18 protein-coding genes are annotated in these 22,907 nt (G+C 32.5%); 12 read left to right on the top strand and 6 right to left on the bottom strand.

The window, feature by feature from the left end; all coding sequences use genetic code 11:
* Window positions 1-8: 8 nt before the first annotated feature.
* The 4 genes from ftsZ (at window position 9) to IB617_01400 (ending at window position 6,683) form a co-directional block, all read left to right on the top strand.
* The gene (gene ftsZ / locus IB617_01385; GenBank protein ID UZE93468.1) at window positions 9-935 is read left to right on the top strand and encodes a cell division protein FtsZ; all 927 of its coding nucleotides are present in this window, start codon (window positions 9-11) and stop codon (window positions 933-935) included.
* An 88-nt stretch (window positions 936-1,023) separates the two neighbouring features.
* A complete protein-coding gene (locus IB617_01390; protein UZE93469.1) occupies window positions 1,024-4,461 on the top strand; it encodes a ribonucleoside triphosphate reductase in 3,438 nt (1,145 codons plus the stop codon).
* 32 nt (window positions 4,462-4,493) lie between these two features.
* Window positions 4,494-5,204, top strand: a complete 711-nt coding sequence (locus IB617_01395; GenBank protein ID UZE93470.1) for an anaerobic ribonucleoside-triphosphate reductase activating protein — start codon at window positions 4,494-4,496, stop codon at window positions 5,202-5,204.
* Between the two features lie 9 nt (window positions 5,205-5,213).
* Entirely contained in the window at window positions 5,214-6,683 is a 1,470-nt protein-coding gene (locus IB617_01400; GenBank protein ID UZE93471.1) for a ComEC family competence protein, read from the top strand.
* A gap of 174 nt (window positions 6,684-6,857) precedes the next feature.
* On the opposite strand, the gene IB617_01405 is transcribed toward IB617_01400, so the two are convergent.
* The gene (locus IB617_01405) at window positions 6,858-7,007 is read right to left on the bottom strand and encodes a hypothetical protein (protein ID UZE93472.1); all 150 of its coding nucleotides are present in this window, start codon (window positions 7,005-7,007) and stop codon (window positions 6,858-6,860) included.
* Window positions 7,008-7,176: 169 nt separating this feature from the next.
* Between IB617_01405 and IB617_01410 the strand changes: the two genes are divergently transcribed.
* The 8 genes from IB617_01410 to IB617_01445 all read left to right on the top strand — a co-directional run bounded on the left by IB617_01410 (window position 7,177) and on the right by IB617_01445 (window position 16,736).
* The gene (locus IB617_01410; GenBank protein UZE93532.1) at window positions 7,177-8,457 is read left to right on the top strand and encodes a hypothetical protein; all 1,281 of its coding nucleotides are present in this window, start codon (window positions 7,177-7,179) and stop codon (window positions 8,455-8,457) included.
* Between the two features lie 17 nt (window positions 8,458-8,474).
* Window positions 8,475-9,467 carry a hypothetical protein gene (locus IB617_01415; protein ID UZE93473.1) on the top strand — a complete coding sequence of 331 codons (993 nt, stop codon included), beginning with the start codon at window positions 8,475-8,477 and terminating at the stop codon, window positions 9,465-9,467.
* Between the two features lie 2 nt (window positions 9,468-9,469).
* Complete coding sequence (locus IB617_01420; GenBank protein UZE93474.1) at window positions 9,470-10,042, top strand: methyltransferase domain-containing protein; 573 nt, start codon at window positions 9,470-9,472, stop codon at window positions 10,040-10,042.
* 75 nt (window positions 10,043-10,117) lie between these two features.
* Window positions 10,118-10,825, top strand: a complete 708-nt coding sequence (locus tag IB617_01425; GenBank protein UZE93475.1) for a glycosyltransferase — start codon at window positions 10,118-10,120, stop codon at window positions 10,823-10,825.
* A 10-nt stretch (window positions 10,826-10,835) separates the two neighbouring features.
* Entirely contained in the window at window positions 10,836-12,059 is a 1,224-nt protein-coding gene (locus tag IB617_01430; GenBank protein ID UZE93476.1) for a trypsin-like peptidase domain-containing protein, read from the top strand.
* A gap of 94 nt (window positions 12,060-12,153) precedes the next feature.
* Window positions 12,154-14,865: an AAA family ATPase gene (locus IB617_01435; GenBank protein ID UZE93477.1), complete on the top strand. Its 2,712-nt coding sequence runs from the start codon at window positions 12,154-12,156 to the stop codon at window positions 14,863-14,865.
* 13 nt (window positions 14,866-14,878) lie between these two features.
* On the top strand, window positions 14,879-15,559 hold the full coding sequence (locus IB617_01440) for a trypsin-like peptidase domain-containing protein (protein UZE93478.1): 681 nt from the start codon (window positions 14,879-14,881) through the stop codon (window positions 15,557-15,559).
* A gap of 454 nt (window positions 15,560-16,013) precedes the next feature.
* Complete coding sequence (locus IB617_01445; GenBank protein UZE93479.1) at window positions 16,014-16,736, top strand: NYN domain-containing protein; 723 nt, start codon at window positions 16,014-16,016, stop codon at window positions 16,734-16,736.
* A 285-nt stretch (window positions 16,737-17,021) separates the two neighbouring features.
* Here IB617_01445 and IB617_01450 read toward each other — a convergent pair whose 3' ends face one another.
* From IB617_01450 to IB617_01470, 5 genes are all read right to left on the bottom strand, one after another.
* Entirely contained in the window at window positions 17,022-20,795 is a 3,774-nt protein-coding gene (locus tag IB617_01450; protein UZE93480.1) for a lamin tail domain-containing protein, read from the bottom strand.
* Window positions 20,789-21,355 carry a hypothetical protein gene (locus IB617_01455; GenBank protein UZE93481.1) on the bottom strand — a complete coding sequence of 189 codons (567 nt, stop codon included), beginning with the start codon at window positions 21,353-21,355 and terminating at the stop codon, window positions 20,789-20,791. The genes IB617_01450 and IB617_01455 overlap by 7 nt, the downstream gene beginning before the upstream one ends.
* A 154-nt stretch (window positions 21,356-21,509) precedes the next feature.
* A complete protein-coding gene (locus IB617_01460) occupies window positions 21,510-21,740 on the bottom strand; it encodes a type II toxin-antitoxin system HicA family toxin (GenBank protein ID UZE93482.1) in 231 nt (76 codons plus the stop codon).
* Between the two features lie 3 nt (window positions 21,741-21,743).
* Complete coding sequence (locus IB617_01465) at window positions 21,744-22,019, bottom strand: hypothetical protein (protein ID UZE93483.1); 276 nt, start codon at window positions 22,017-22,019, stop codon at window positions 21,744-21,746.
* Window positions 22,020-22,190: 171 nt separating this feature from the next.
* Complete coding sequence (locus IB617_01470) at window positions 22,191-22,763, bottom strand: NYN domain-containing protein (protein ID UZE93484.1); 573 nt, start codon at window positions 22,761-22,763, stop codon at window positions 22,191-22,193.
* Window positions 22,764-22,907 lie beyond the last annotated feature (144 nt).

The raw sequence follows: 22,907 nt of genomic DNA on the forward strand, positions 1-22,907 counted from the left end.
AATTCAAAATGATAAGTTCAACAAAAATTAAAGTAGTAGGAGTTGGAGGTTCAGGCGGGAACGCTATTTTAAGAATGAGAAAATTTGGGATTAAAGGTGTAGAGTTAATTGCTATAAACACAGATTATCAAGATTTAAGGAAGGTTAAAGCTGATGTAAAGTTAAAGATTGGAGGAGAAATAACCCATGGGTTAGGAACCGGGATGAATCCTGAAATTGGGGAAGCAGCCGCTAAACAAAGCAGAGGAGAAATTAAAGAAGTTTTAAAAGGGGCAGATATGGTTTTTATTACAGGAGGTTTAGGTGGAGGCACGGGCAGCGGTGCTGCTCCTGTTGTAGCTAAAATAGCTAAGAATTTAGGAGCTTTAACCGTTGCTATAGTCACTTTACCTTTTTCTTTTGAAGGCGCTTATAGAAAAAAAATTGCCGAGAATAGCAGAGATTTGTTAAAAAGAAAAGTAGATGCCTTATTGGTAATTAAAAACGATAGACTACTTGAAATACTCGATCCTAAAATGCCCATCCTTAATGCTTTTTGGGTTTGTGATGATATTTTAAGAGAGGCGGTAAAAGGAATTTCAGACTTAATTTTACTTCCGGGAATAGTAAATGTTGGTTTTGCTGATGTAAAATCCATTCTTGAAAATTCAGGGACAGTTCTTTTTGGAATAGGTAAGAGCAGGACAGAAAAAAGAGCAGAAGAAGCAGTGAGATTTGCCCTTAGTTCTCCCTTACTAGACCTTACCCCAAAAGGAGCAAAAGGAGTTTTATTTAATGTTTCCGGTGAAGATATTGCCCTTTCTGAGATTGAAGAAATTGGTAAGATTATTACGGAAGAAATTAATCCAAAAGCTAGAGTAATTTTTGGTGCCGTCCAGGATGAAAAACTAAATAAAGGAGAGATAAAAGTTACTGTTATTATCACCGGATTTTAGTTTCTGCTGCCTTGTGGATAATTTCAATTTTCAACCGAATTTAATTGGGATTTGACCCAATTTTTTTGTCGGAGTAAAATAAAATATTATGTCCAGAAACAAAATTACAAAAGTTCGAAAAAGGGATAAAACAATTGTAGAGTTTGACCAGAATAAAATTTCAGACGCTATTTTTAAAGCCCTAACTGCTACCGGTCAGGGCGATGGTAAAAAATCAAAAAGATTATCCAATAAGGTAGTTCAAATTTTAAACCGAAGATTTAAAGGAGAAGAACTTCCTCATGTAGAACAGATACAAGACATCATTGAGGAAGTTTTAATTTTAGAGGGATTAGTTGATACTGCCAAAGCATTTATCTTGTATAGGGAACAGAGGAGAAGAATAAGAGAAACAATGGTGGTAAGCGAGGAAGCAGTAGAAAGAATAGACCAATATTTAGGAAAATTGGACTGGGAGGTTCAGGAGAATGCCAATATGTCATTTTCCCTGCAGGGACTAAATCACTATGGCGTTTCTTATATTATTAAGAGATATTGGTTAAATAAAATTTATCCCAAAGAGATTAGGGAAGCTAATGAATCCGGAGATTTTCATATTCACAATTTAGATACTTTGGGCTGCTATACTTTTTTTGGTAGGGAAGTGGTTATCGCGAAGCTAAATAACCAAATTAAATTAGTTTCATTTAAGGACCTTTATGATGAGCTTGGGCAAACAGAAGTCCTTTTAAATGAAAAAGATGAAGCCCTTGCAAAATATCCTGAAAATCTTTATGTTTTAGATAAAGATGGATGGACAAAAGTTAAAAGATTAGTCAGGAAAAAGAAAGAAAGAGAGATGCTCTTTATTAAATCAGAACAGGGGAGAAGTATTATTGTTACTGATAATCACCCCTTTATTATTAGAAGAAATGGAAAAGAAACGGAGATTGAATCTAAGGATGTTAAAGAAAAAGAAGATTTTGTTTTTTCAGCTCATATCCCTTCTTTGGTTTCAAAAGAGAATCTTTTCTCAAAAAGATATCTATTTTTGGCTGAAGAACTTTTGAAAAACAATTATCAAAAATTCTTTTTAGAAGGTTTTGAATGGCAAGATTTTCTAAAAAACTGGAGAGGTTCCTCGAAAGTTGAAGGAACATTGAGCACCTCGAATAGTGCCAATAGTTTAGATAATAAATTAGAACTTACAGAAGATTTAGGATATTTGGTTGGAATTTTCATTACTGAGGGACATTATGATGCTTGGAGATTGGTGATTTCTAACGATGATGAGGAAATAATTAAAAGAATTCGAGGAATATGTGCCAGTTTGGGTGTAAGGAGTTACATGAGAGAAAATGAAGAAAGAACAAAACAGATCGCTATTTCTTCCAGCACTTTAAAACTTGTTTTCGAAAAAATCTTCAAGATAAAAGCCCTTAGTAGAAATAAAAATCTTCCTCTAGATGTTTTAAACTATAATATTGATTTTATTAAAGGATTAATTGCTGGAATTATTGATGGAGACGGAACAGTAGATCCTAAAGACAAATCTCATGCCTCTTCTCAAATTTTAATTAGGGTTGTTTCTCGGACAATGCTTGAGCAGTTAGCAATCTTGCTTCAATTCCTTGGAATTATTGGTAGGAGTGGGGCGAGTACTGAAGATATCGGGAAGAAAAACATCTTTAAAGGAAAGGAAATTATTCAAAATTACCCTCTTTATAGGTTAAGCTTTTCAAAAAAATCAGGAGTTGATTTTCCTTCTTTTAAATATCAAAAAGCAAAGACGGCCAAGAAGCATTGGCGAGCAGAAAAATATGATTGGAATAAGGTCTTAAATAATAAATTCACCACAATTGCAGATGATACAATTTTCGATATTACTACTGAATCTTCTACCTTTTTAGCTAATGGTCTTTTAGTTCACAATTGTATGGGGTGGGATCTTTATGACCTTTTACTGAGAGGTTTTGGCGGAGTTTCAGGTAAAGTAGAATCAAGACCGCCAAAACATTTAAGACCGGCTTTAGGTCAAGCAGTAAATTTTTTGTACACGCTTCAAGGTGAGGTAGCAGGTGCTGTTGCCTTTTCTAATTTTGATACTCTTTTGGCTCCATTTATTCGTTATGATAACTTAAACTACAAGCAGGTAAAGCAATCCCTTCAAGAATTCCTATATAATATGGCTGTTCCCACCAGGGTAGGATTTCAATGTCCTTTTTCCAATATTACTTTGGATTTAAAACCTTCCTCTGCTTTTGCCAAGCAACCTGTAATTATTGGAGGCAAACCTCAAAAAGAAACCTATGGAGAATTTGAAGAAGAGATGAGAGTTTTTAATAAAGCCTTTTATGAAGTAATGCTTGAAGGAGATAAAAGCGGAAGACCTTTTCATTTTCCCATTCCTACCATAAATATTACTAAAGATTTTCCTTGGGATGACCCAGTCTTTGATTCGGTTTTTGAAGCTTCAGCAAAGTATGGAACTAATTATTTTGCAAACTATATTAATTCTGAAATGAAGCCGGAAGATGTTAGAAGCATGTGTTGTCGGCTTAGATTGAACTTAAAAGAGCTTCACAATCGAGGTGGCGGAGGATTGTTTGGCGCTGGGGCATTAACTGGTTCAATCGGCGTAGTAACGATTAATCTTTCCAGAATAGGTTATTTATCAAAAACAAAAAGGGAATTCTTTAAAAGATTAGGAAAACTAATGGATTTCGCAAAAGAAAGCTTAGAAATGAAAAGAAAGATTTTGGAGAATTTTATAGAAAAGGGTCTATATCCTTATTCAAAGTATTATTTGGGAAGCGTCAAGAAAATGAGAGATAACTATTATGGGAGTCACTTTTCAACCATAGGTTTAATTGGAATGAATGAAGCTCTTCTAAATTTCATTGGCGAGAATATTGCTTCAAGAAGAGGAAAAAGATTTGCTTTGGAAATAATGGATTTTATGAGGGAAAGATTGGTGAAATATCAAAAAGAAACTGACAATATTTATAACCTAGAACAAACTCCAGCTGAATCAACAGCTTACCGTCTGGCCTTGAAAGATAGAGAAAAATATCCAGATATAATTACGGCTGGAACAAAAAAAGTGCCTTATTACACTAATTCAAGCCAACTGCCTGTTAATTACACTACAGATGCTTTTGAGGCTTTGAAACTTCAAGACAAATTACAATGTAAATATACAGGAGGTAGTGTTCTCCACCTGTTTTTAGGAGAACGTATCTCTGATATTCAAACTGTTAAAAATTTAATTAAGAAAGTTTTTGAGAAATTCCATTTACCATATATTACCTTAACACCTACTTTTTCTATCTGTCCGGTCCATGGTTATTTATCTGGAGAACACTTTGAGTGTCCAAAATGCACAATTAAGCAGCCCTGTGAGGTTTACTCAAGGATAGTTGGATATCTTAGGCCCGTTTCACAATGGAATGAGGGCAAAGCACAAGAATTTAAAGAAAGAAAGGAATTCAAGATTAAGGAATTGGAGCCTAAGATTAAAACAAATAATCTAAAACTAAAAATTTAGGTTTCGAATTTAGTATTTAGTATTTAGGATTTATGCAAATTGGTGGTCTCCAAAAATTGACTCTTATTGACTTTCCTGGCTGCTTAGCGGCCACTGTTTTTCTTACAGGATGTGATTTTCGATGTCCATTTTGTTATTCAGCAGAGCTTGTTTTACCTCAAAAAATCAAAAGTCAACCCAAGATTTTACAAAAAGAACTTTTTAATTTTTTAAAAGATAGAAAAGGACTATTAGAGGGAGTTGTAATTTGTGGGGGAGAACCGACTATAAACAGAAATTTAGCTCAATTTATAAAAAAAATTAAAGACTTAGGATACTTAGTAAAACTTGATACTAATGGTTCAAATCCGGTAATGTTAAAAACTTTAATTGGTAAAAAACTGATAGATTACGTAGCAATGGATGTTAAAGCTCCAAAGGAAAAATATAAAGAAGTTGTTGGATTGTTGGGGTGTTGGACCGATAAAATATTAAGAAATATTGAAAAAAGCATTAATATTTTAAAAGAGTCAAAGATTGATTTTGAGTTCAGGACCACCGTGATTCCCAATCTATTAAAAAAAGAAGATATTCTTAAAATCGCTCATTGGATAAAACCGGCTCCAAAATATTTTTTGCAAAACTTCAAACCGGAAAAAACAATTGACCCAAAATTTGAAAAAATAAAACCATATCCTCAGGAATATCTTTTAGAAATTCAAAAAGCAATTTCTCCGTTTTTTGACATTTGCCAGATAAGATAATTTCTTAAAATGACAAAGTCTAAAATTCTTCTTTTTTTCTGTCTTTCCTTTATTGGAGGGATTTTTTTGAATTCGTTTATTTTTATTTCCCAGATTTACTTTCTGGGACTTTTGATTTTGGGACTTTTTTTGATTCCTTTTTTATTATTTTTTAAAAAAAAAGGACTGATGCTAATTGTTCTTTGCTTATTGTTTTTTATTTTAGGAGCTTGGCGTCATCAAGCATTTAGCTTAAAAGCCAAGAATAATGAATTTAAAAATTATATTGAAAAAAAAGAAATTCTTACTTTAACAGGTATTATTGATAGCCAGCCATCTTTGGGAGAAAAGACTACAAAACTAAGATTTCAGCCCCAAAACGTTACGGGTAAAGTTTTAATAACAAAATGGAGATACCCAAAATATAAATATGGAGACAAAGTAAAAATCACAGGAATATTAGAAGAGCCGCAGGTTTTTGAGACTTTTAATTACAAAGAATATTTAGCAAAAGATGGAATCTATGCTGTGATGTATTTTCCAAAGATAGAATTGATTGGGGAAGATTTTGGTAATCCAGTAATGAAAACAATCTTTTCTTTGAAAGATAAACTAAAAGAAAGTGTGAATAAAACAATACCTTCACCTCAAGCTGGACTTTTGGAAGCCTTACTTTTTGGTGATGAAGAAAATATCCCAGAGCATTGGAAAGAAAAATTTAATCTTACCGGCACCAGACATATTGCAGCTGTTTCAGGTATGAATATTACTATTATCTCTTCTTTGATTTTAGGATTTTTATTGTTCTTAGGACTTTGGCGGAATCAGGCATTTTATCTTTCAATAGTTTTAATTTTACTTTATGTTTTATCCATTGGAGCCCCAGCTTCAGCAATTAGAGCAGCTATTATGGGTATTCTTTTTCTAACAGCCCAGCATTTTGGCAGAGTTTCCAGCGGTCAAAGAATAATTGTTTTTTCAGCAGCTGTAATGTTGTTTTTCAATCCTTTGCTTTTAAAATCAGATATTGGGTTCCAGTTATCATTTTTAGCAATATTGGGATTAATTTATTTGCAATCCGTATTTTTAGGTTTTTTTAAAAAAATTCCCAACTTTTTTCAGTTGAGATATTCTTTAGCTTCTACTTTTTCTGCCCAATTCTTTACCCTTCCTGTTTTAATTTATAATTTTGGTCAGATTCCATTAATAGGTCCCTTATCCAATATTTTTATTATTCCTCTTTTACCTTTAATTACTATTTTAGGATTTATCATTGCTTTTTTAGGAGGATTCTTTACTCTCCTAGCCAAAGCTATTTCTTTTTTAGTTTGGCCTCTTTTAACTTATATATTAAAGGTAGTTGAATTTTCTTCAAAGATTCCTTATGCTAGCTTAACTTTTAAAAATGTTTCTTTTATCTGGCTTTTGGTTTCCTATTTAATTTTAGGTTTTATAACTTGGCGATTACAAGAAAGAAGAAAATTGAAGTTTTTGCAATAGGTGTTTGACTTATTACCATTATCCTTTAGCAACTGAATTGAAGCAAAAAAAAACAGAATTTGGACAAAAATAAAGAGCCTGAATTAAAAAAGGCTCCTAAACTTGTCATCAAGACTATTATTAAGTTTTTAACGAGCTAAAGTATTAATTTAAAAAAATAAAAAAAAGATGTTATTAATTCTTTTTTATTGAGATATTATTCTCAATCCTTTCTTTTCCGTTTCTTCTTCCTTTCTTCTTCTTTTTCAGGTTGCCCCTTTCTAATTTCAAAAAAGTCTTTAATATATTTTTCTTTACGCCAATTTGACAACTTTTATCTTTCACCTTTTTAATTTAATAATATTCTTTGTATTATAAGACGGAGAATCTGTCAATACCATTACACATTCAAAGTGAATTTGAAAACCGTAAATTAATTTTTGAAAACTGACTAAATAAAAATTAAGTGATAAATTTATGGAATTTTGGTAAAATGGTTTATATGAAGGAATCTATCGGTCAGAAAACATGGGTTATATCTGTTAATATGGGCTATGGTCATCAGAGAACAGCTTATCCCTTAAAGAAATTAGCTTTTAAAGGAAAAATTATCCATGCTAATAGTTATCAGGGAATTCCAAAAAGAGACAGGGTGCTTTGGGAACAATCAAGGAAATTCTATGAATTTATTTCAAATTTTAAAAGGGTTCCCTTAATTGGTGAGTTTTCTTTTTCTGTTTATGACAGATTTCAAAAGATTCTTAGTTTTTATCCAAAAAGAGATTTATCTAAACCAAATTTTTCTTTAAAGAGATTTTATTCTCTATTTAAAAAGGGTTGGGGCAAAGACTTAATTGAGAAATTAAAGAAAGAATCTATACCTTTGATTTCTACCTTTTTTATCCCTGCTTTTATGGCAGAGTTTTTTAATTATCCAGGAGAAATTTTTTGCGTTGTCTGCGATGCAGATATTGCCAGACCCTGGGCGCCTCTGGAACCCTTTTCGAGCAAAATTAAATATTTTGCTCCTACAGAAAGAGTAGTAGAAAGATTAAAACTGTATGGTGTAAAAAAAGAAAACATTTTTCTGACAGGTTATCCTTTACCTTTAGAAAATATCGGTTCTGAAAATTTAGAGATATTAAAACACGACTTAGCTGAACGCCTTTTGATTCTTGACCCTCAAAGAAAGTATTTCCAAAGATACCAGCCATTGATTAAGAGATATTTGGGTAAGCTACCAAAAAAGCCAGGTCGTCTCTTAACAATCATGTTTGCTATAGGAGGTGCAGGAGCTCAAAAAGAAATTGGATTTAAAATCCTAAAGAGCTTGCGAGAAAAAATAAGAACTAAAAAAGTTAAAATAATTTTAGTAGCCGGAATTAGGAAATGGATAAAAAATTATTTTCTAAAACATATAAAAGATTTAGATTTAGAAGGTGTTTTTGGTGATAATATTGAGATAATTTTTAACAAAAACATAGAAGGCTATTTTAAAGACTTTAACTTAGCACTGAGAAAAACAGATATTTTATGGACAAAGCCAAGTGAATTGTCTTTTTATACTGCTTTAGGTTTACCGATTATTATCGCCCCTTCAATTGGTTCTCAAGAAGATTTTAATCGTGAATGGCTTTTAAGATTAGGTTCTGCCATTTTAGAGCGAAATCCAAACTATACTGACGAATGGCTTTTTGATTTGTTAAAAAGTGGGTGGTTTGCAGAAGCTGCAATGCAAGGATTTATTGAAGGAGAGAAAAGAGGAGTTTTTAATATTAAGAAAATAATTTCTTGACATTAAACTGTTCAAAAATGAAGCGCAAGACGATTTTATTTTACATATTAATTGTTTTTTTAATCATTATTATTGGTTACTTTTTTATTGGCACAGCACCAAAAGCAAAAAATATTACCTTTGGAGTAAATTTTTCACAAAAACATGCTCAAGATTTGGGATTAGAATGGAAGGAAAATTACTTAGCTTTATTAGATAATTTAAAAGTCAGAGACATAAAACTGATTAGCCATTGGGATTTGATTGAAAGAGAAAAAGACAAATTTTATTTTGATGATTTGGATTGGCAGATTAAAGAAGCAGAAAAAAGGGATGCCAATATTATCTTGGTTATTGGTATGAAAACAGGCCGTTGGCCGGAATGCCATATTCCAGAATGGGCAAAAAAATTAAACAAAAAAGAACAGCAAGAAAGAATATTAAAATTAATTAAAGAAATTATTTTAAGATATCAAGACTCTACGGCTATTTGGGCTTGGCAGGTAGAAAACGAGCCTCTTTTTCCTTTTGGTGAATGTCCCTGGACAGATAGAGAATTTTTAGAAAGAGAAATAAGATTAGTAAAATCTATCAATTTTCAAAAAAAACTGCTAATTTTAACCGATAGTGGAGAAGGCTCTTTTTGGATTACATCTGCCAGGCTTGGAGATATAATGGGAATAACAATGTATAAGAAAGTCTGGGTTAGTCAATTAAAAATTTATGTCTATTACCCATTACCGCCTGTTTTTTATTGGAGGAAAGCTGTTTTAATTAAAAAAATATTCAATAAAAAGGTTATAGTAACAGAACTTCAGGCTGAACCCTGGGGACCAAAATTGCTTTATGATACCTCGCCAGAGGAGCAAGAAAAAACAATGAATTTAGATAGATTTAAATACAATATTAATTTTGCTAAAGAAACTGGTTTTGATAAGTTTTATCTCTGGGGCGCTGAATGGTGGTATTGGTTAAAAGAAAAACAAGATAAACCTGAGATTTGGTTAGAGGCTAAAGGATTGTTCAAGTAATTATGCAAAAATTAGTTGAGAATATTATTAAAAAAAGGACAGAAAAAATAGTTGATTATTTTGAGAATTTCATTAATCAAGGAGAAAAAGTTTTAGATATTGGAGCAGGTGGCGGTTGGATTGCAAAAGAAATCAAAAAAAGAAAAAACGTTAATATTACTCTTTTAGATATAACTGATTTTAATCGGACCTCCTTAAAACTTGTTCTTTATGATGGGAAAAAAATACCCTTTCCAGATAACAATTTCGATATTTCGCTTTTAATTTTTACCCTTCATCATTGTTCTGAGCCATTAAAGATTTTAGAAGAAGCAAAAAGAGTTACCAGACAGAAGCTATTTGTTATTGAGGATATTCCTACCTCTTGGCTTAATAAGGTTTTTCTCTATATCTGGGATATTATTACTAATTTACCGAGTTTAGTGAAACCGCCCGGGGAAAATATTTTTTTTAATTTTAAGACAATTCCTGAGTGGCAGAAGATATTCAAAGATTTTCAATTAAAACTAATTTCTCAGAAGATGTTTCAATCAAATAAATTAATTCACCACGGATTATTTGTAGTTCGGAAATAATTAAATCTTTGTCCTTAATATTTTCAGATATAGTTCTCCTTTTATTTTTTTAGAAAAAATGATTAAATTAAAAATATGCTCAGTGTCATTATTCCTACCTTAAATGAAGAAAGGTATCTTCCTCTTTTGCTGAAGAGAATTAAAGAGCAAAATTTTAAAGATTACGAAATAATTGTTGCAGATGCAGACTCTGATGATAAAACAGTAAAGATAGCTGAAGAATTTGGCTGTAAAATTGTAAAAGGTGGTTCGCCAGCTAAAGGAAGGAATGAGGGAGCAAAGATTGCCAAAGGGGATTTGTTTTTGTTTATTGATGCAGACAATAAAATCTTATCTAATAATTTTTTAGAGAAACTTGTCAAAGAATTTGAAGGGAGAAATTTAGGAGTGGCTTCTTTTCCAATTTATCCCAATGGGGGCAAGTTTGATAAATTTATCTATTGGTTTTATAACTTATGGGTGAAGCTAACTCAATTTTTTTTAGCCCATGCTACCAGTGCTGTTTTAGTCAAAAGAGTAATTCACCAAAAAATTGGCGGCTTTGATGAAGAAATAAAAATGGGTGAAGACCATGAATATGCCAGAAGAGCAGGGAAATGTGGAAGATTCGGCTTTCTCGAAATAGAACCCATTTTAACCTCTTCTCGGAGATTGGAGAACGAAGGAAGAATAAAGATATATTTAAAATATGTTTTAGCCGGGATTTATATGATATTTTTTGGACCGATAAAATCAGATATTTTTAAATACCGGTTTGTCAATTCATTAAAAAATAATAGATAATAAATTTATTATGGTTAACTATCAATTACCCAAATTTAAACTGCCAAAATTGAAAGCGCCAAAAATTAAATCTTCAGGGTTGAGAAAAACAAAACTCTCTCAGATTTTAATTTTAGTTATTTTAATTTCCTCTTTTTCTGGTTTTTTGGCGGGAATAGTCTCTGGCACCTATTTTTATCAAGAAATGGTAAATCTTTTGAATAAATTAAATACCGAAATTAATAATATCAAGATAGTTCCCCAAAATAATTATCTTCCCCAGGTTTCCCAAGAACAAATAATAGTTGAGGTTGTTGAGAAAGTTTCTCCTGCCGTTGTCAGTATTATTATCACTAAAGACCAACCAGTGTTTGAAAAAAGACAGGTTGGGGGAGGAACAGGATTTATTATTTCTGAAGATGGAATGGTTTTAACCAATAAACATGTGGTTTTAGATGAAACAGCTGAATATACCGTTTTAACATTAGATAATAAAAAATTTCCGGCTGAAGTTTTAGCAAGAGATCCTATTCAAGATATAGCAATATTGAGGATTGGACAGGAAGAATCTGCTCCAGAAGAAATAAAACCTTTTCCAAAAATAAACCTGGGAGATTCAGATGAAATAAAGATTGGTCAGACGGCAATTGCCATAGGTTATGTTTTAGGGAAATATCAAAATGCAGTTTCAGTTGGTGTTGTTTCTGGTTTAGGCAGAACAATTATAGCTTCAGGCGGAGGGTTTTATGAGACCCTTGAAGATATAATTCAGACAGATGCTGCTATTAACATGGGAAATTCAGGAGGTCCTCTCTTAAATTTAAAAGGCGAAGTAATAGGCATTAATACAGCCATTGATATCGAAGGGCAAAATATTGGCTTTGCTATTCCCATTAATAAAGCAAAGAGAGATATTGAACAGGTTAAAGCTTTAGGTAAAATCGTTTATCCCTTTTTAGGAGTAAGGTACATCTTAATTAATGAAGATGTTCAAAGAGAAAATAATCTTGGGGTTGATTACGGAGCCTGGGTAGTATCATATCAAGGTAAGCCTGCTATTTTTCCAGACTCAGCTGCAGAAAAGGCGGGTTTAAAAGAAAGAGATATAATTTTGGAGTTTAACGGAGAGAAAATTACTATGGAGAATAGTTTAGCAAAAATCATTATAAACTATAATCCGGGGGATAAAGTTTCTTTGAAAATCTTAAGAGACAATACAGAAAAGCTTATTAATGCGACTCTGGGAGAAATGTAAGCAACCCGTTTTCTTATTAGTTTGGACAAATAAAGGTAATTTTGTTTGTTTTTTAAACTTGATTTTTTAAATTTTTAGGGTAAAATTAAATACGATGAACGGAGGTCAATTTACTCATAAAGCTCAAGAAGCAATAATTACTGCCCAGGAATTAAGCAGAAAAAGGGATCAGCAGCAAATAGATGCCTTACATTTACTTTATGCTTTGTTAAATCAAGAGGAAAGCATTGTTTTAAGTTTGCTCGATAGAATAGGTGTAAATGTCGATAGCTTAAAAAGAAAAACAGAATTAACCTTAGACAAAATTACAACCATTATTACTCCTCATACCTTTGGGCAGTTTTATTTAACGCAAGATATGGCAAAGATTTTAGATAAGGCAAAGAAAGAATCTATAAGGATGGGAGATGACTATATTTCAGTTGAACATTTATTTTTAGCCCTTTTATCTACCGACACAAAAGCAAAAGGAATTTTAGATAAAGCTACTTTTTTAAAACCAGAGAGCAAAAGTAGCTCACTTGAGTTTGGAAAATTAGATTATGATGCTGTCTTGAAAGAATTAGCTAAAATCAGGGGTGGACAGAGAATTACCGACCCAAAACCTGAGACAAAATATCAGGTAATTGAAAAATATGCCAGGAATTTAACGTCCTTAGCCAAAAAGGGAAAATTAGATCCTGTTATTGGCAGGGAGAATGAAATAAAAAGACTGATGCAAATTCTTTCTCGGAGAACAAAAAACAATCCTGTTTTGATTGGGGAAGCTGGAGTGGGTAAAACAGCTATTGTTGAAGGTTTGGCTCAAAGGATTGTTTCGGGACAGGTTCCGGAAAGCTTAAAAGACAAAGAAATAATAGCTTTGGATTTAGGAGCTTTGGTCGCAGGAACAAGATACAGGGGAGAATTTGAAGATAGGGTAAAAGCTCTCTTGAGAGAAATTAATAGGGCAAAGGGTAGATATTTGTTATTTATTGATGAACTTCATACCTTGGTGGGGGCTGGAGCTGCTGAAGGTGCAATTGATGCTTCAAATTTATTAAAGCCTGCTTTATCAAGAGGAGAGTTAAAAGCGATAGGAGCTACCACTTTAAGAGAATATCAAAAATACATCGAAAGAGACCAGGCTTTAGAAAGAAGATTCCAGCCAATTTATGTTGCAGAACCTTCCATTGAAGATACTATTGAAATTTTAAGAGGCATTAAAGAAAAATATGAATTGCATCACGGAGTAAAAATAGGAGATTCTGTTTTAGTCACCTGCGCTCAGTTAGCAGCAAGGTATATCACTGATAGATTTTTACCCGACAAAGCTGTTGATTTAATGGATGAATCAATGAGTGCTTTAAGGTTGGAAATTGAATCAGAACCTCCTGAATTAGAGAATTTAAGAAAAGAAATCAAAAAATTAAAAATTGAAAAAGAGGGAATTAAAAAAGAAAAAGGAGTTGAAAGAAGATTAAAAGTAATTTCAAGACAACTTTCTGATTTAAAAGAAAAAGAAAAGGTAATTCAAACTAAATGGCAGACAGAAAAAGAGTTAATCGCGAAAATAAAAAATCTAAAAAAAGATATTGAACGGGCTCGATTTGAAGCTGAAAAAGGTATTGCCGGAGCTGATTTGCAGAAAGTAGCTGAAATAAAATATGAAAAAATCCCAAATCTTCTGAAAGAATTGAAAACATTTGAAAGAAAATTAGCCAGAGCTCAGAAAAAACATTCTATTTTAAAAGAAGAAGTTTCTGAAGAAGATGTAGCAGGAGTAGTTTCTCGCTGGACAGGTATTCCTGTTACAAGATTATTAGAAGAAGAAATTAAGAAGCTGGAAAAGATGGAAAGCATTATTGCCAAAAGAATAATAGGCCAAAGAGAAGCTATTGCAGCCATCTCCAATGCTGTTCGTAGGGCAAGAGCAGGCATTTCTGAGGAGAACAGACCGATGGGCTCTTTTATGTTTTTAGGACCAACCGGTGTAGGAAAAACCGAGACCGCCAAGGCACTGGCTAAATTCTTATTCAATGATGAGAATGCTATGATTCGTCTTGATATGTCAGAGTATATGGAAAAACATACTGTTTCCAAGATGATTGGTTCTCCTCCAGGTTATGTAGGTTACGATGAGGGAGGCCAATTAACCGAAAAGATACGGAGAAGGCCATATAGCGTGGTTTTATTAGACGAGATTGAAAAAGCCAATTCAGAAGTCTTTAATATTTTACTTCAGATTTTAGAAGATGGTAGATTAACCGATGCCAAAGGCAGGGTAGCTTCTTTTAAAAATACAATTTTGATTATGACTTCAAATGTTGGTTCAGAGATTATTGCAAGAGAAGCTTCTTTAGGTTTTGTCGGTGGTGATAAAGAAAAGAGTCAAAGAGAAAATTTAAGAGAGAAGCTATTAACAGCTTTAAAAGAAAGTTTCAGACCAGAATTTCTAAACAGAGTAGATGAAATTATTATTTTTGACTATTTAACAAGAGCTGAAATTAAACAAATTACCGATTTAGAACTTCAGAAAGTTGCTGAAAGATTGATGGAAAAAAAGATTACAATTAAGGTTACAGAAAAAGTGAAGGACCTTATTGCAGAAAAAGGTTTTGACTCTAACCTCGGAGCCAGACCTTTAAAACGGGTAATACAAAAAAAACTACTGGACCCTCTTTCTCTTGAGATTGTTTCCGGGGAAGTAAAAGAAGGAGACAGGATTATGATTGACCTAAAAGACAAAAAAATAATTTTTGAAAATTTGAGAAGTTTAGCTAAAACCAAAAGAGTTAAAAAACAAAAAGTAGCTGTTTCGAGCTAATCTTAAATATGAAATGAAAAAAACTATTTTTAAGATTTTAGCGATTTTTTTAATAGGTATTGGTGGCGGAATTTTTGCTAACCATGTCCTGTGGCCCTATTTTGCAGAAAGACCCGTTTATATAACTGAAAAAAAAGAAATAACTATTCAAGAAAATACTGCTTTAAAAAATGCTATTGAAAAAGTAGAAAGGACGGTCGTTGGAATTGAAACAAAGACAAAAGAAGAAATCCTGTACGGTTCAGGTTTAATTTTGACCTCAGATGGTTTAGTGGTAACCCTGGCAGAATTAGTTCCCAAAGGTGCTAATGTTAGTCTTTTTCTTGATGGAAAATCAATCCCTTTTCAAATTTTGAAGAGAGATTTAAATAATAATTTAGCTTTAATAAAGGTTGAGAAAGATAATTTACCGACAGTGGGTTTTGCCGCATTTGAGAAAATAAAATTAGGAGAAAGAGTTTTTTTAGTTGGTGCAACTTTTGAGGAGACAGAAGTTAAAAAAGAAACTAATGAAGGAATTGTAAAATACTTTGACAAAGATTCCATTCGAACAAATATCTTTGAGAAAGCTTCTTTATCAGGTAGTCCTCTCTTTAATATAGAGGGTGAGGTTCTGGGATTGAATACGGTTGATTCTTTGGGAAGGGTCATTGCTATTCCCGTTACCGAAATAAGAACCTTCGCGGGATTTTAACCGCGAAGAACCTTGCTTTCGCTTCGCTCAAGTAAAAACCTTTGCCGGTTTCTAAAGATTAAAATTATAGAATTATGAAATTAATTAATCACCAAAAAGGAAATCACTTTTTTCTAATCGATTTAATGTTTAGTTTAATCTTACTTGTAGTAATGTTTTATTTTGCAATCAGGTAGTTTCAAGCAAAAAGAATAATTAACACTTTCCTTTTTAATTTACAACAACAATTAAGGACACACAGGATAGGTGAGCTTTTTTGGTTGTGGTGTCTTAGAAAGACCGTGGACAATGGTCGAATAATTATCTTAAATTTGAGTTAGAAGTGAAAATTTAAGGAATTGGACTTCTCTTCGGAGCAATATCAAAAAAGAATTTATATGTGAGTTTTTAACTAGTATGAACTAATATTCGCACTGACACTTGACAAGATTCCCGATACCGGTAAAATTAAGGTATGGCAGAAAATCTTCTAACTATAACTGAAACTTCCCAATTGACCGGTATTAACCCTGAAACTCTTAAAAAACGTTGCCAGAGTGGTTCAATTCCTGGGGCAATTAAAAAGGGTAAAACTTGGTTGATACCTGAAAGCTCTTCGTTGGGCTTCAATAGACCAAAAGTAGGTGTTTATATTGATGGTCCAAATCTATTACATGGAGGGCTAGAGACTGGATGGCTTATAGATTATAAAAAACTCAATAAGTTTATTAAAAAAGATTACAATCCCGTAGTTCTTTCTTATTATGATTCTGTGGGTCATGAAAGAGATAAGAAAGGCTCATTCATAAAAAATAGCGATGGTAAATTTATACCCAGAAAAGGTCAATTAAAATTTCTAAATCTATTAAAAGGACTAGGTTATAGGATAGTTTCTCCTTCTTTGAAATACATTTGTGGGGATATGCAAAGGCCCAAAAATACTACAGATAACCATATCAATTGGGACGTGGCAAAAGAAAAAGAACTATGGGAACAGCTTTTTCTCTTTTCTGGAGATTCAGACTTTGAAAGGCTTGTTGATGAGGTTGTAGCATTAAATAAAACAGTTAAGATTTTCAGCTTCTCAAACCGCTTGTCTTACGAACTTAAAATTAAAGCATTTAATTCACCCCTTGTAGCGTTCACGGAACTAGAAAAACTTAAAGATATATTAGCTCTTCCCCAGAAAAAAAAGTAGAGGGGAGGGTCTTGACAAGCTCTCTTGGTTTGCTAAAGTAAAATATAAAGAACTTCACCCGGCTTCGGCCGGGGTTTTTTAAATAAACGTAAAATAGTGTCAACTGTATTTTTTCTAAGATTTTCTCTAATTTTTCTCCAATTAATAGTTTTGAATATGTCCAATAGGGGGGAGCTTTTTTCCACAGATTAAACTTGACATTTTTCTATAATAAGATAATATATAATTACTAACACTCCCGCCCCTAGCTTCGGCTAATGGCGGGTTTTTCGTTTTTATCCTCACTTAAGGGCAAACAGGATAGGTGAGCTTTTCGTCCTCATCATTGAAAACGAAAACAGTCTTTTGGGCTTCAAATTGAGTAATTGTTTCATAAATTTTTTGACAATCAATGTTTCCTAAAAAAGAAACGGCGTAAATATTTTTTTCAATTAATGAATCTTTTATTGAAATATTAACATTTTCGCCGAGAGTAATAGCTCCAGCAGGCGGATGCTTTGTTCCTCCGTATCTAATAATTACATTTTCCAGAATAGAATCAGTAGTAGAAGAATGAAAGTAAAGATTAGCCCAATTCCCGGAAGCTGGTTGAGTGCCAGTACCGTCGTTATTTGTATCTCCTTCAACGTCATCTTTAAGAGAAGTAAAAATGATTGGTTGAGCAGGAGTTCCCCGAGCTAAAAGTTTCCCCCAAATGGTTATTCTTTTTTGATTTATTAGCTTTATTATAACCCCGGGTTCAAGAGTAAGAGTTCCTTCTCCTGAACCATTATTATTAAAAATATAGGGTAGGTCGGCATACAAGGTTGTAGTAGAAATTTCTGTTCCAATTAAAACTCCATTATAGTTATTATTTTCCGCTGAATTTCCTCTGAAAAATGGATGGGCGGCATTAAAATAAATTGGTTTTTCATTGTTTCTGAAAATATTTTCTTCAATCTTTGAATTGGCTTCATTCGTTATATAAATTCCATAATAATTTCCTGAGAAAGAGCAATTTTTTACCCCAAGAGTTCCTCCTTCAATAATGACAGCTTTCCCATATTTTTCATTAAGTACAGTATTAAAGTCAGAAAAAGAAACTTTATCGATAGTTGAAGAAGAGTTATTTAACCAAATTCCTATCGTGGCATTACTACTGTTTTCGAAGACAGAATCCTTAAAGCTAATTGAATTTTCATAAACACTTATAATAATAGTTTCTGTACAATTGGAGTCCCAGCATCTTTTAGCTTTTTCAATTTTAAGGAATTCTAATTGAGAGACTTTTTGATTTTCTGGTGCATTGCTTTTAAACATAATTCCTGCCCAATTTTCATTGCTGTTTGAGGTGAAAATAATTTCTTTTCCCTCTTTGCCTACAGCTTTTAAACATCCTTCAACGAAAACCAATTTAGTAGGGGCAAATTTTAATATTACCTCAGGTTCAACATTTAAAATTTTATCTTCTGGAATATGTAATCGAGTATTAATAATATAAGGACTGCCAAGATAAGTAAGAGTGATTTCTTCAAATTCGCTAAAAGGTAATATATTAGATGAAGAAATCTCAGTCTCAGACTTAGAAACACTATTTTCTGCTTTTGGGGTACCATTGATTCTATTTCCTTTTGCGTCGAGTCCATTTCTGGTAATTAAATTATTACTGGCCCAATTAGTAGAGTCTATCCCTGAAATATCTGCTTTGATTCTTTCCATTGAAATATAGGCGGGAGTGGTTGTGCCGGCAAACCAGCCTGAAGAACAATCAACAACATCAATTAGTTCACCCTTAGCATTTCTTAATTCAATTTTTTCTCCTTTATTATTTAAAGCCCCGGTATATATTTGGTCAGCCGCTATATCAGGAAGAGTAGTATTATCATCAGTCCTTTCTAATAAGTAAAAGCCATTACCAGATATAGTGGTAGTGGTAGCTGTAGAGGTAGAAAAAATAATAGAATGAATAGTTGTTCCATGACTCCAGGAAAGAGTCCAATTATTTAAATCAATATCAGTAGAACTGGTATTATAAAGTTCAATCCACTCATCATTAGGAGAGGCTCCTGTTCCCATCCAGGCAATTTCATTAATTAAAATTTTTAGTGGAGGTAAAGAAGGTGGGGGCGGAGGGGTTGGAGTTGTACCTCCGCCGCCTCCACCTTCGCCACCATAATATACATAATAGCCGCTGCTATTTTCCATTTTTGGTGTACCCCCGATATTGCTACTTGTTTGCCATTCTAAATTATGTTTTCGTTCCATCGTTTTTTTTGAAGAATTATCTCCAGCTTGCCAATTTGAGATAGCTAAAGCTTCATCTTGGAGATGACAATTTTCATCAAAAAGATATAATGCTTCATTTGTGTTACCAATGGCTCCAGTATAAATTAAGTCAGCTGATAGTCCGGGTACAGAGTCGTCATTTGTTCTCTCTAAAAGCAAAAATCCACCTGGCTGAATGGTATGTTGATTATTGAAAATAATTTTTATCTTTTTATCTTTATCTAAAAGTTGCCATCCACTTAAATTAATTTCATTTCCGGAAATATTTTTTAACTCAATCCACTCATTATTCGCTGAATTAACAGTTCCCATCCAGGCTATTTCGTTTATAATTACTTTATCTTTTACGGGAGAGCTACTGGGAATTTTTTGACACAATATTTGTTCGGTTTCTTGCTCTTGCTCGCCCTCTTTTTGTTCTGCTTTTTCTTGAGTAATTTCCTCTTGCTTCTCCTTTTCTGGTTCTTTAATTTCATTTTCTAATTTTTTAATTTTCTCTAAAAATTTTTCAACAATGCTACTTAATTTTTCAATATCTTGTTTAATACTATTTTCTTTTTGAGAAAAGATATCAATTCTTTCAGAAATATCACCTAATAGTTTTTGTATTTTTTCTAAACTTAGGGTTGTTTTTTGTTCTGATTCTATTCTCTGTTCCTTCAATTCTTTTAAAGAATCAGTTTCTTTAATATATTCATCTAAATTATCAGTATCTAATCTGGTTAGTTTTTCTGTTGTTTCTTCTAACTGGGCCGTTGTTCCTGAACGAAAACTAATTATAAAATGACTTAATTTTTGAGTTGCTAAATTAATTCTGGTAAATCCTTTTTTAATTGCACTTTGAGACTTCTTACCGACATCAGAAATAAAACTACCCACATTTTTTGCTCCTTCTAATAAATTCGCTAAAGACAGCTTTGTTTTATCAAACAAGGAAGGTCCAGCTTCTTTTTCAACTAATTCATATTTTTTAATTGCATAAACAAGATTCTCTCTGAGCTCTACTTGAGCTTGTTGTTTGAATTCCTCACTAATTCCATGATTAGTAATATGAGGACCCCATTTGTCAAAAAGAGTAGCAAATTGAGATTCTATGTAGGACTCATTTTTTTCTTTTTTCTCATTAAAAAAGCGAAGAGTAAGTAATGGTTTAGCTGCCCAACCCATAACAATTTTTGCATCTTCCCAAGCTGTTTCGTGAGATTCATTATTTCTTCTCATATCAAAATAAAACCATAAGCTATCATACAATTTTACTGTTCTTATATTTTCAAAGACAGTAAAGATATTAATAACTTTATTAGTAATTGAGAATGTATTTAAGGTAAGGGCTGCTGTTGGTCCCGTAATTGCCCCTGATATTACGCGTGGAATGTCGTAACCTATATTTGTGTAAAAATTAATAAGATTTAAGCGTTCGTTTAAAACGCTGTTAAAGTAATTTCTTGCTTCTGTTTTGTATCTTTGAGAGACCACTAAATCTATTAATTCCATTTCATTTAAGGCGCTTAAAATAAGCAAGCCGTAGGTGACATTTGTCGATACTTCTCCAATGCCAATTGTTGTATTTAAAATGCTTTTTAGCTTATCTTCAGTAATGGTAAAATTCGTTAATGTTTTCATTAAATCTAAACCTGTTTTGATTTTTTCTACCTGCTTATCAGTAATTTTTATTCTTTTAGCAAAAACAAGACCTCCAAATACAAAATTAGCGATTATTGATAGCGTAATCGCTAAAACAAAGCTTTTTTTTAGATAAGATTTAATTTCTTTAATATTGTTCTTTTTTACCACTTTCCATTGTCAATAATATTTTCAATAAATTCTTCCGAACCACCTATTATTGCATAAATTACAGAATCTTTTTTGAAAAAATATGCAGACATACCAAGCAAAGGTACGTTCTCGTAACTTTTAATTACATCCAATTTTCCAACTTTGTCTTTACGGAAATCACCTATGAGACCAAAAGTCTCAAAGTTATTTTTTGTCCATATTTCTAAATCTAAATTCTTTAAATTTTCTGTTTTAAATCTGTCGATAGCCATAATTCTAGACTCTCCCTTTTTTCCTTCAAAACCAATACTTGATGCTGTGTACCCTTTTTCTGTAGCTTCCGGCATGTATTTAATTTCTTCTATTCCTTCCCATTCCTTCGGTATTTCAAACTCATATCCATCTATTTTGTTCACCACTTTATAATTACCGGTTAAGGTTTTTATTACTTTTATCCCCTCGGGTAAATTTTTATTTAAATCTTTTACATCCTTTTGGTTTTGCCAATAAAAAACCCCTCCAATAATGAGGAGTAAAATAACAACAACCGGGATAATAAGTTTTTTAAACCTACCCATATTTTCTTAATTTTACAAACCTTAAACAAAAAAACAACTCTAAAGCTGTGGAAAACTCAATTCGTTACTGTATCATCTTCGACTATATGTATATGCTTTAAGGGGAAAATTGGGGTCTTTTGAGAGCGTCCCGGAACGCCTCTTAGTCGGAACCTCAGATTCTTTTTAAAATCTCAAGGTATTTCTTAGAACTAATACCTAGAATTCTTAAGTTATTCCGAATAACAAAAACCGGTAGTTCTTTCTCTCGAGGAATAACTACCGGCCGTTTTAAGTCCTCCCTCCAATAAATTCGGTGGTCCCCCTTTGCTCTTTCAAAACGACAACCAATAAATAGAAGAAACTTTTCAAATTTTTTCCAATGAATGGGAGTCAAACGAGCCATATGTTATCTAGCCGGGACCCGAACAGTTTGAGATTCTTGCGAAACGACTACTGGCGGAGTCCATTTTCTTTGAACTTTTCTCCATCCCAAGTCTCGCAAAACATCGTCTAATGTGCCTTTTTTGATAAGCTCTTCAAAAAAAATATTAACGATTTCATTAAATCGTTCTCTTACTTTCTCAAAAGAATTAGCTGAAGTAGATAAATCTAGTGCTGGAGTATGGGCAACAAATTTTTTGCCTTCTCGAAGTATAGAAACTGGAAGGCTAATCTCTAACATAACCTTTCTCATACAATTTAATATTATCGAAATAAGAAAATGGTGTCAACTCTGATTTTCTCGTTCTACCAAAAAACCGTCCGAGAGGCGATTTTTTATGCCTCTCGGTCCTTGAACCGAGTACAGGGTTGCTCCGCTGGCTGGACGCTATTAGAACCTGTTTGCTTGAAATTATAATAAAGTCTTCTCTTTAAATTTTTCTATATCTTCTGGCAACAAAAGTCTTGATAGATTAGCGTATTTTTGTATTCCTAGAGACGGAGAGTGAGCAAAGCCGACATATTCAATCTTTTTACCTTTGTATTTTACATATCTTATGGCTGGAATTAAATCGGTATCAGAACTTACTAAAATAGCTGTATCATATAAATCATCAACAGCACCAACAATTAAATCTACTGCGATTTTAACATCCGTACCTTTTTCTTTATAGGTTTTATCAATTGGCATTATTCTACCGCGTTTAATAATAAAACCATCATTTTTAAGATTTGAAAAGAATTTTTGCTGCCCTCTTACAAGGTTTTTACTCTTATCAGTTCCATCAAGATTTCTAAAAACTCCAGTATAATATCTTTTTGAAACAAGTTTTCTTTTGTCACCAACTAAAAAATTTACGAACTTTTTAAAGTCAAATTTCGTTCCCCTTGGGAAAGCTATCTCTTTATCTTTTAGATAGCCATAAAAATTACTGCCATCTATATAAACAGCAACTTTTTCTTTTTTATTTTTAAAAATATCCATATGAGGCTATTATAAGAACCATGCCTTCGGCAGAACCTTGATTCTCGCTTCGCTCGAATTAAGAACCATACCTTCGGCAGAACCTTGAAATTAAACTTCTATTTACGCAAAAAATTAATGTAGTTTAATTATAAAACGATTTGA

Source organism: Candidatus Nealsonbacteria bacterium (assembly GCA_026016225.1).
GTDB lineage: Bacteria > Patescibacteriota > Minisyncoccia > Minisyncoccales > JANBVM01 > Nealson33H.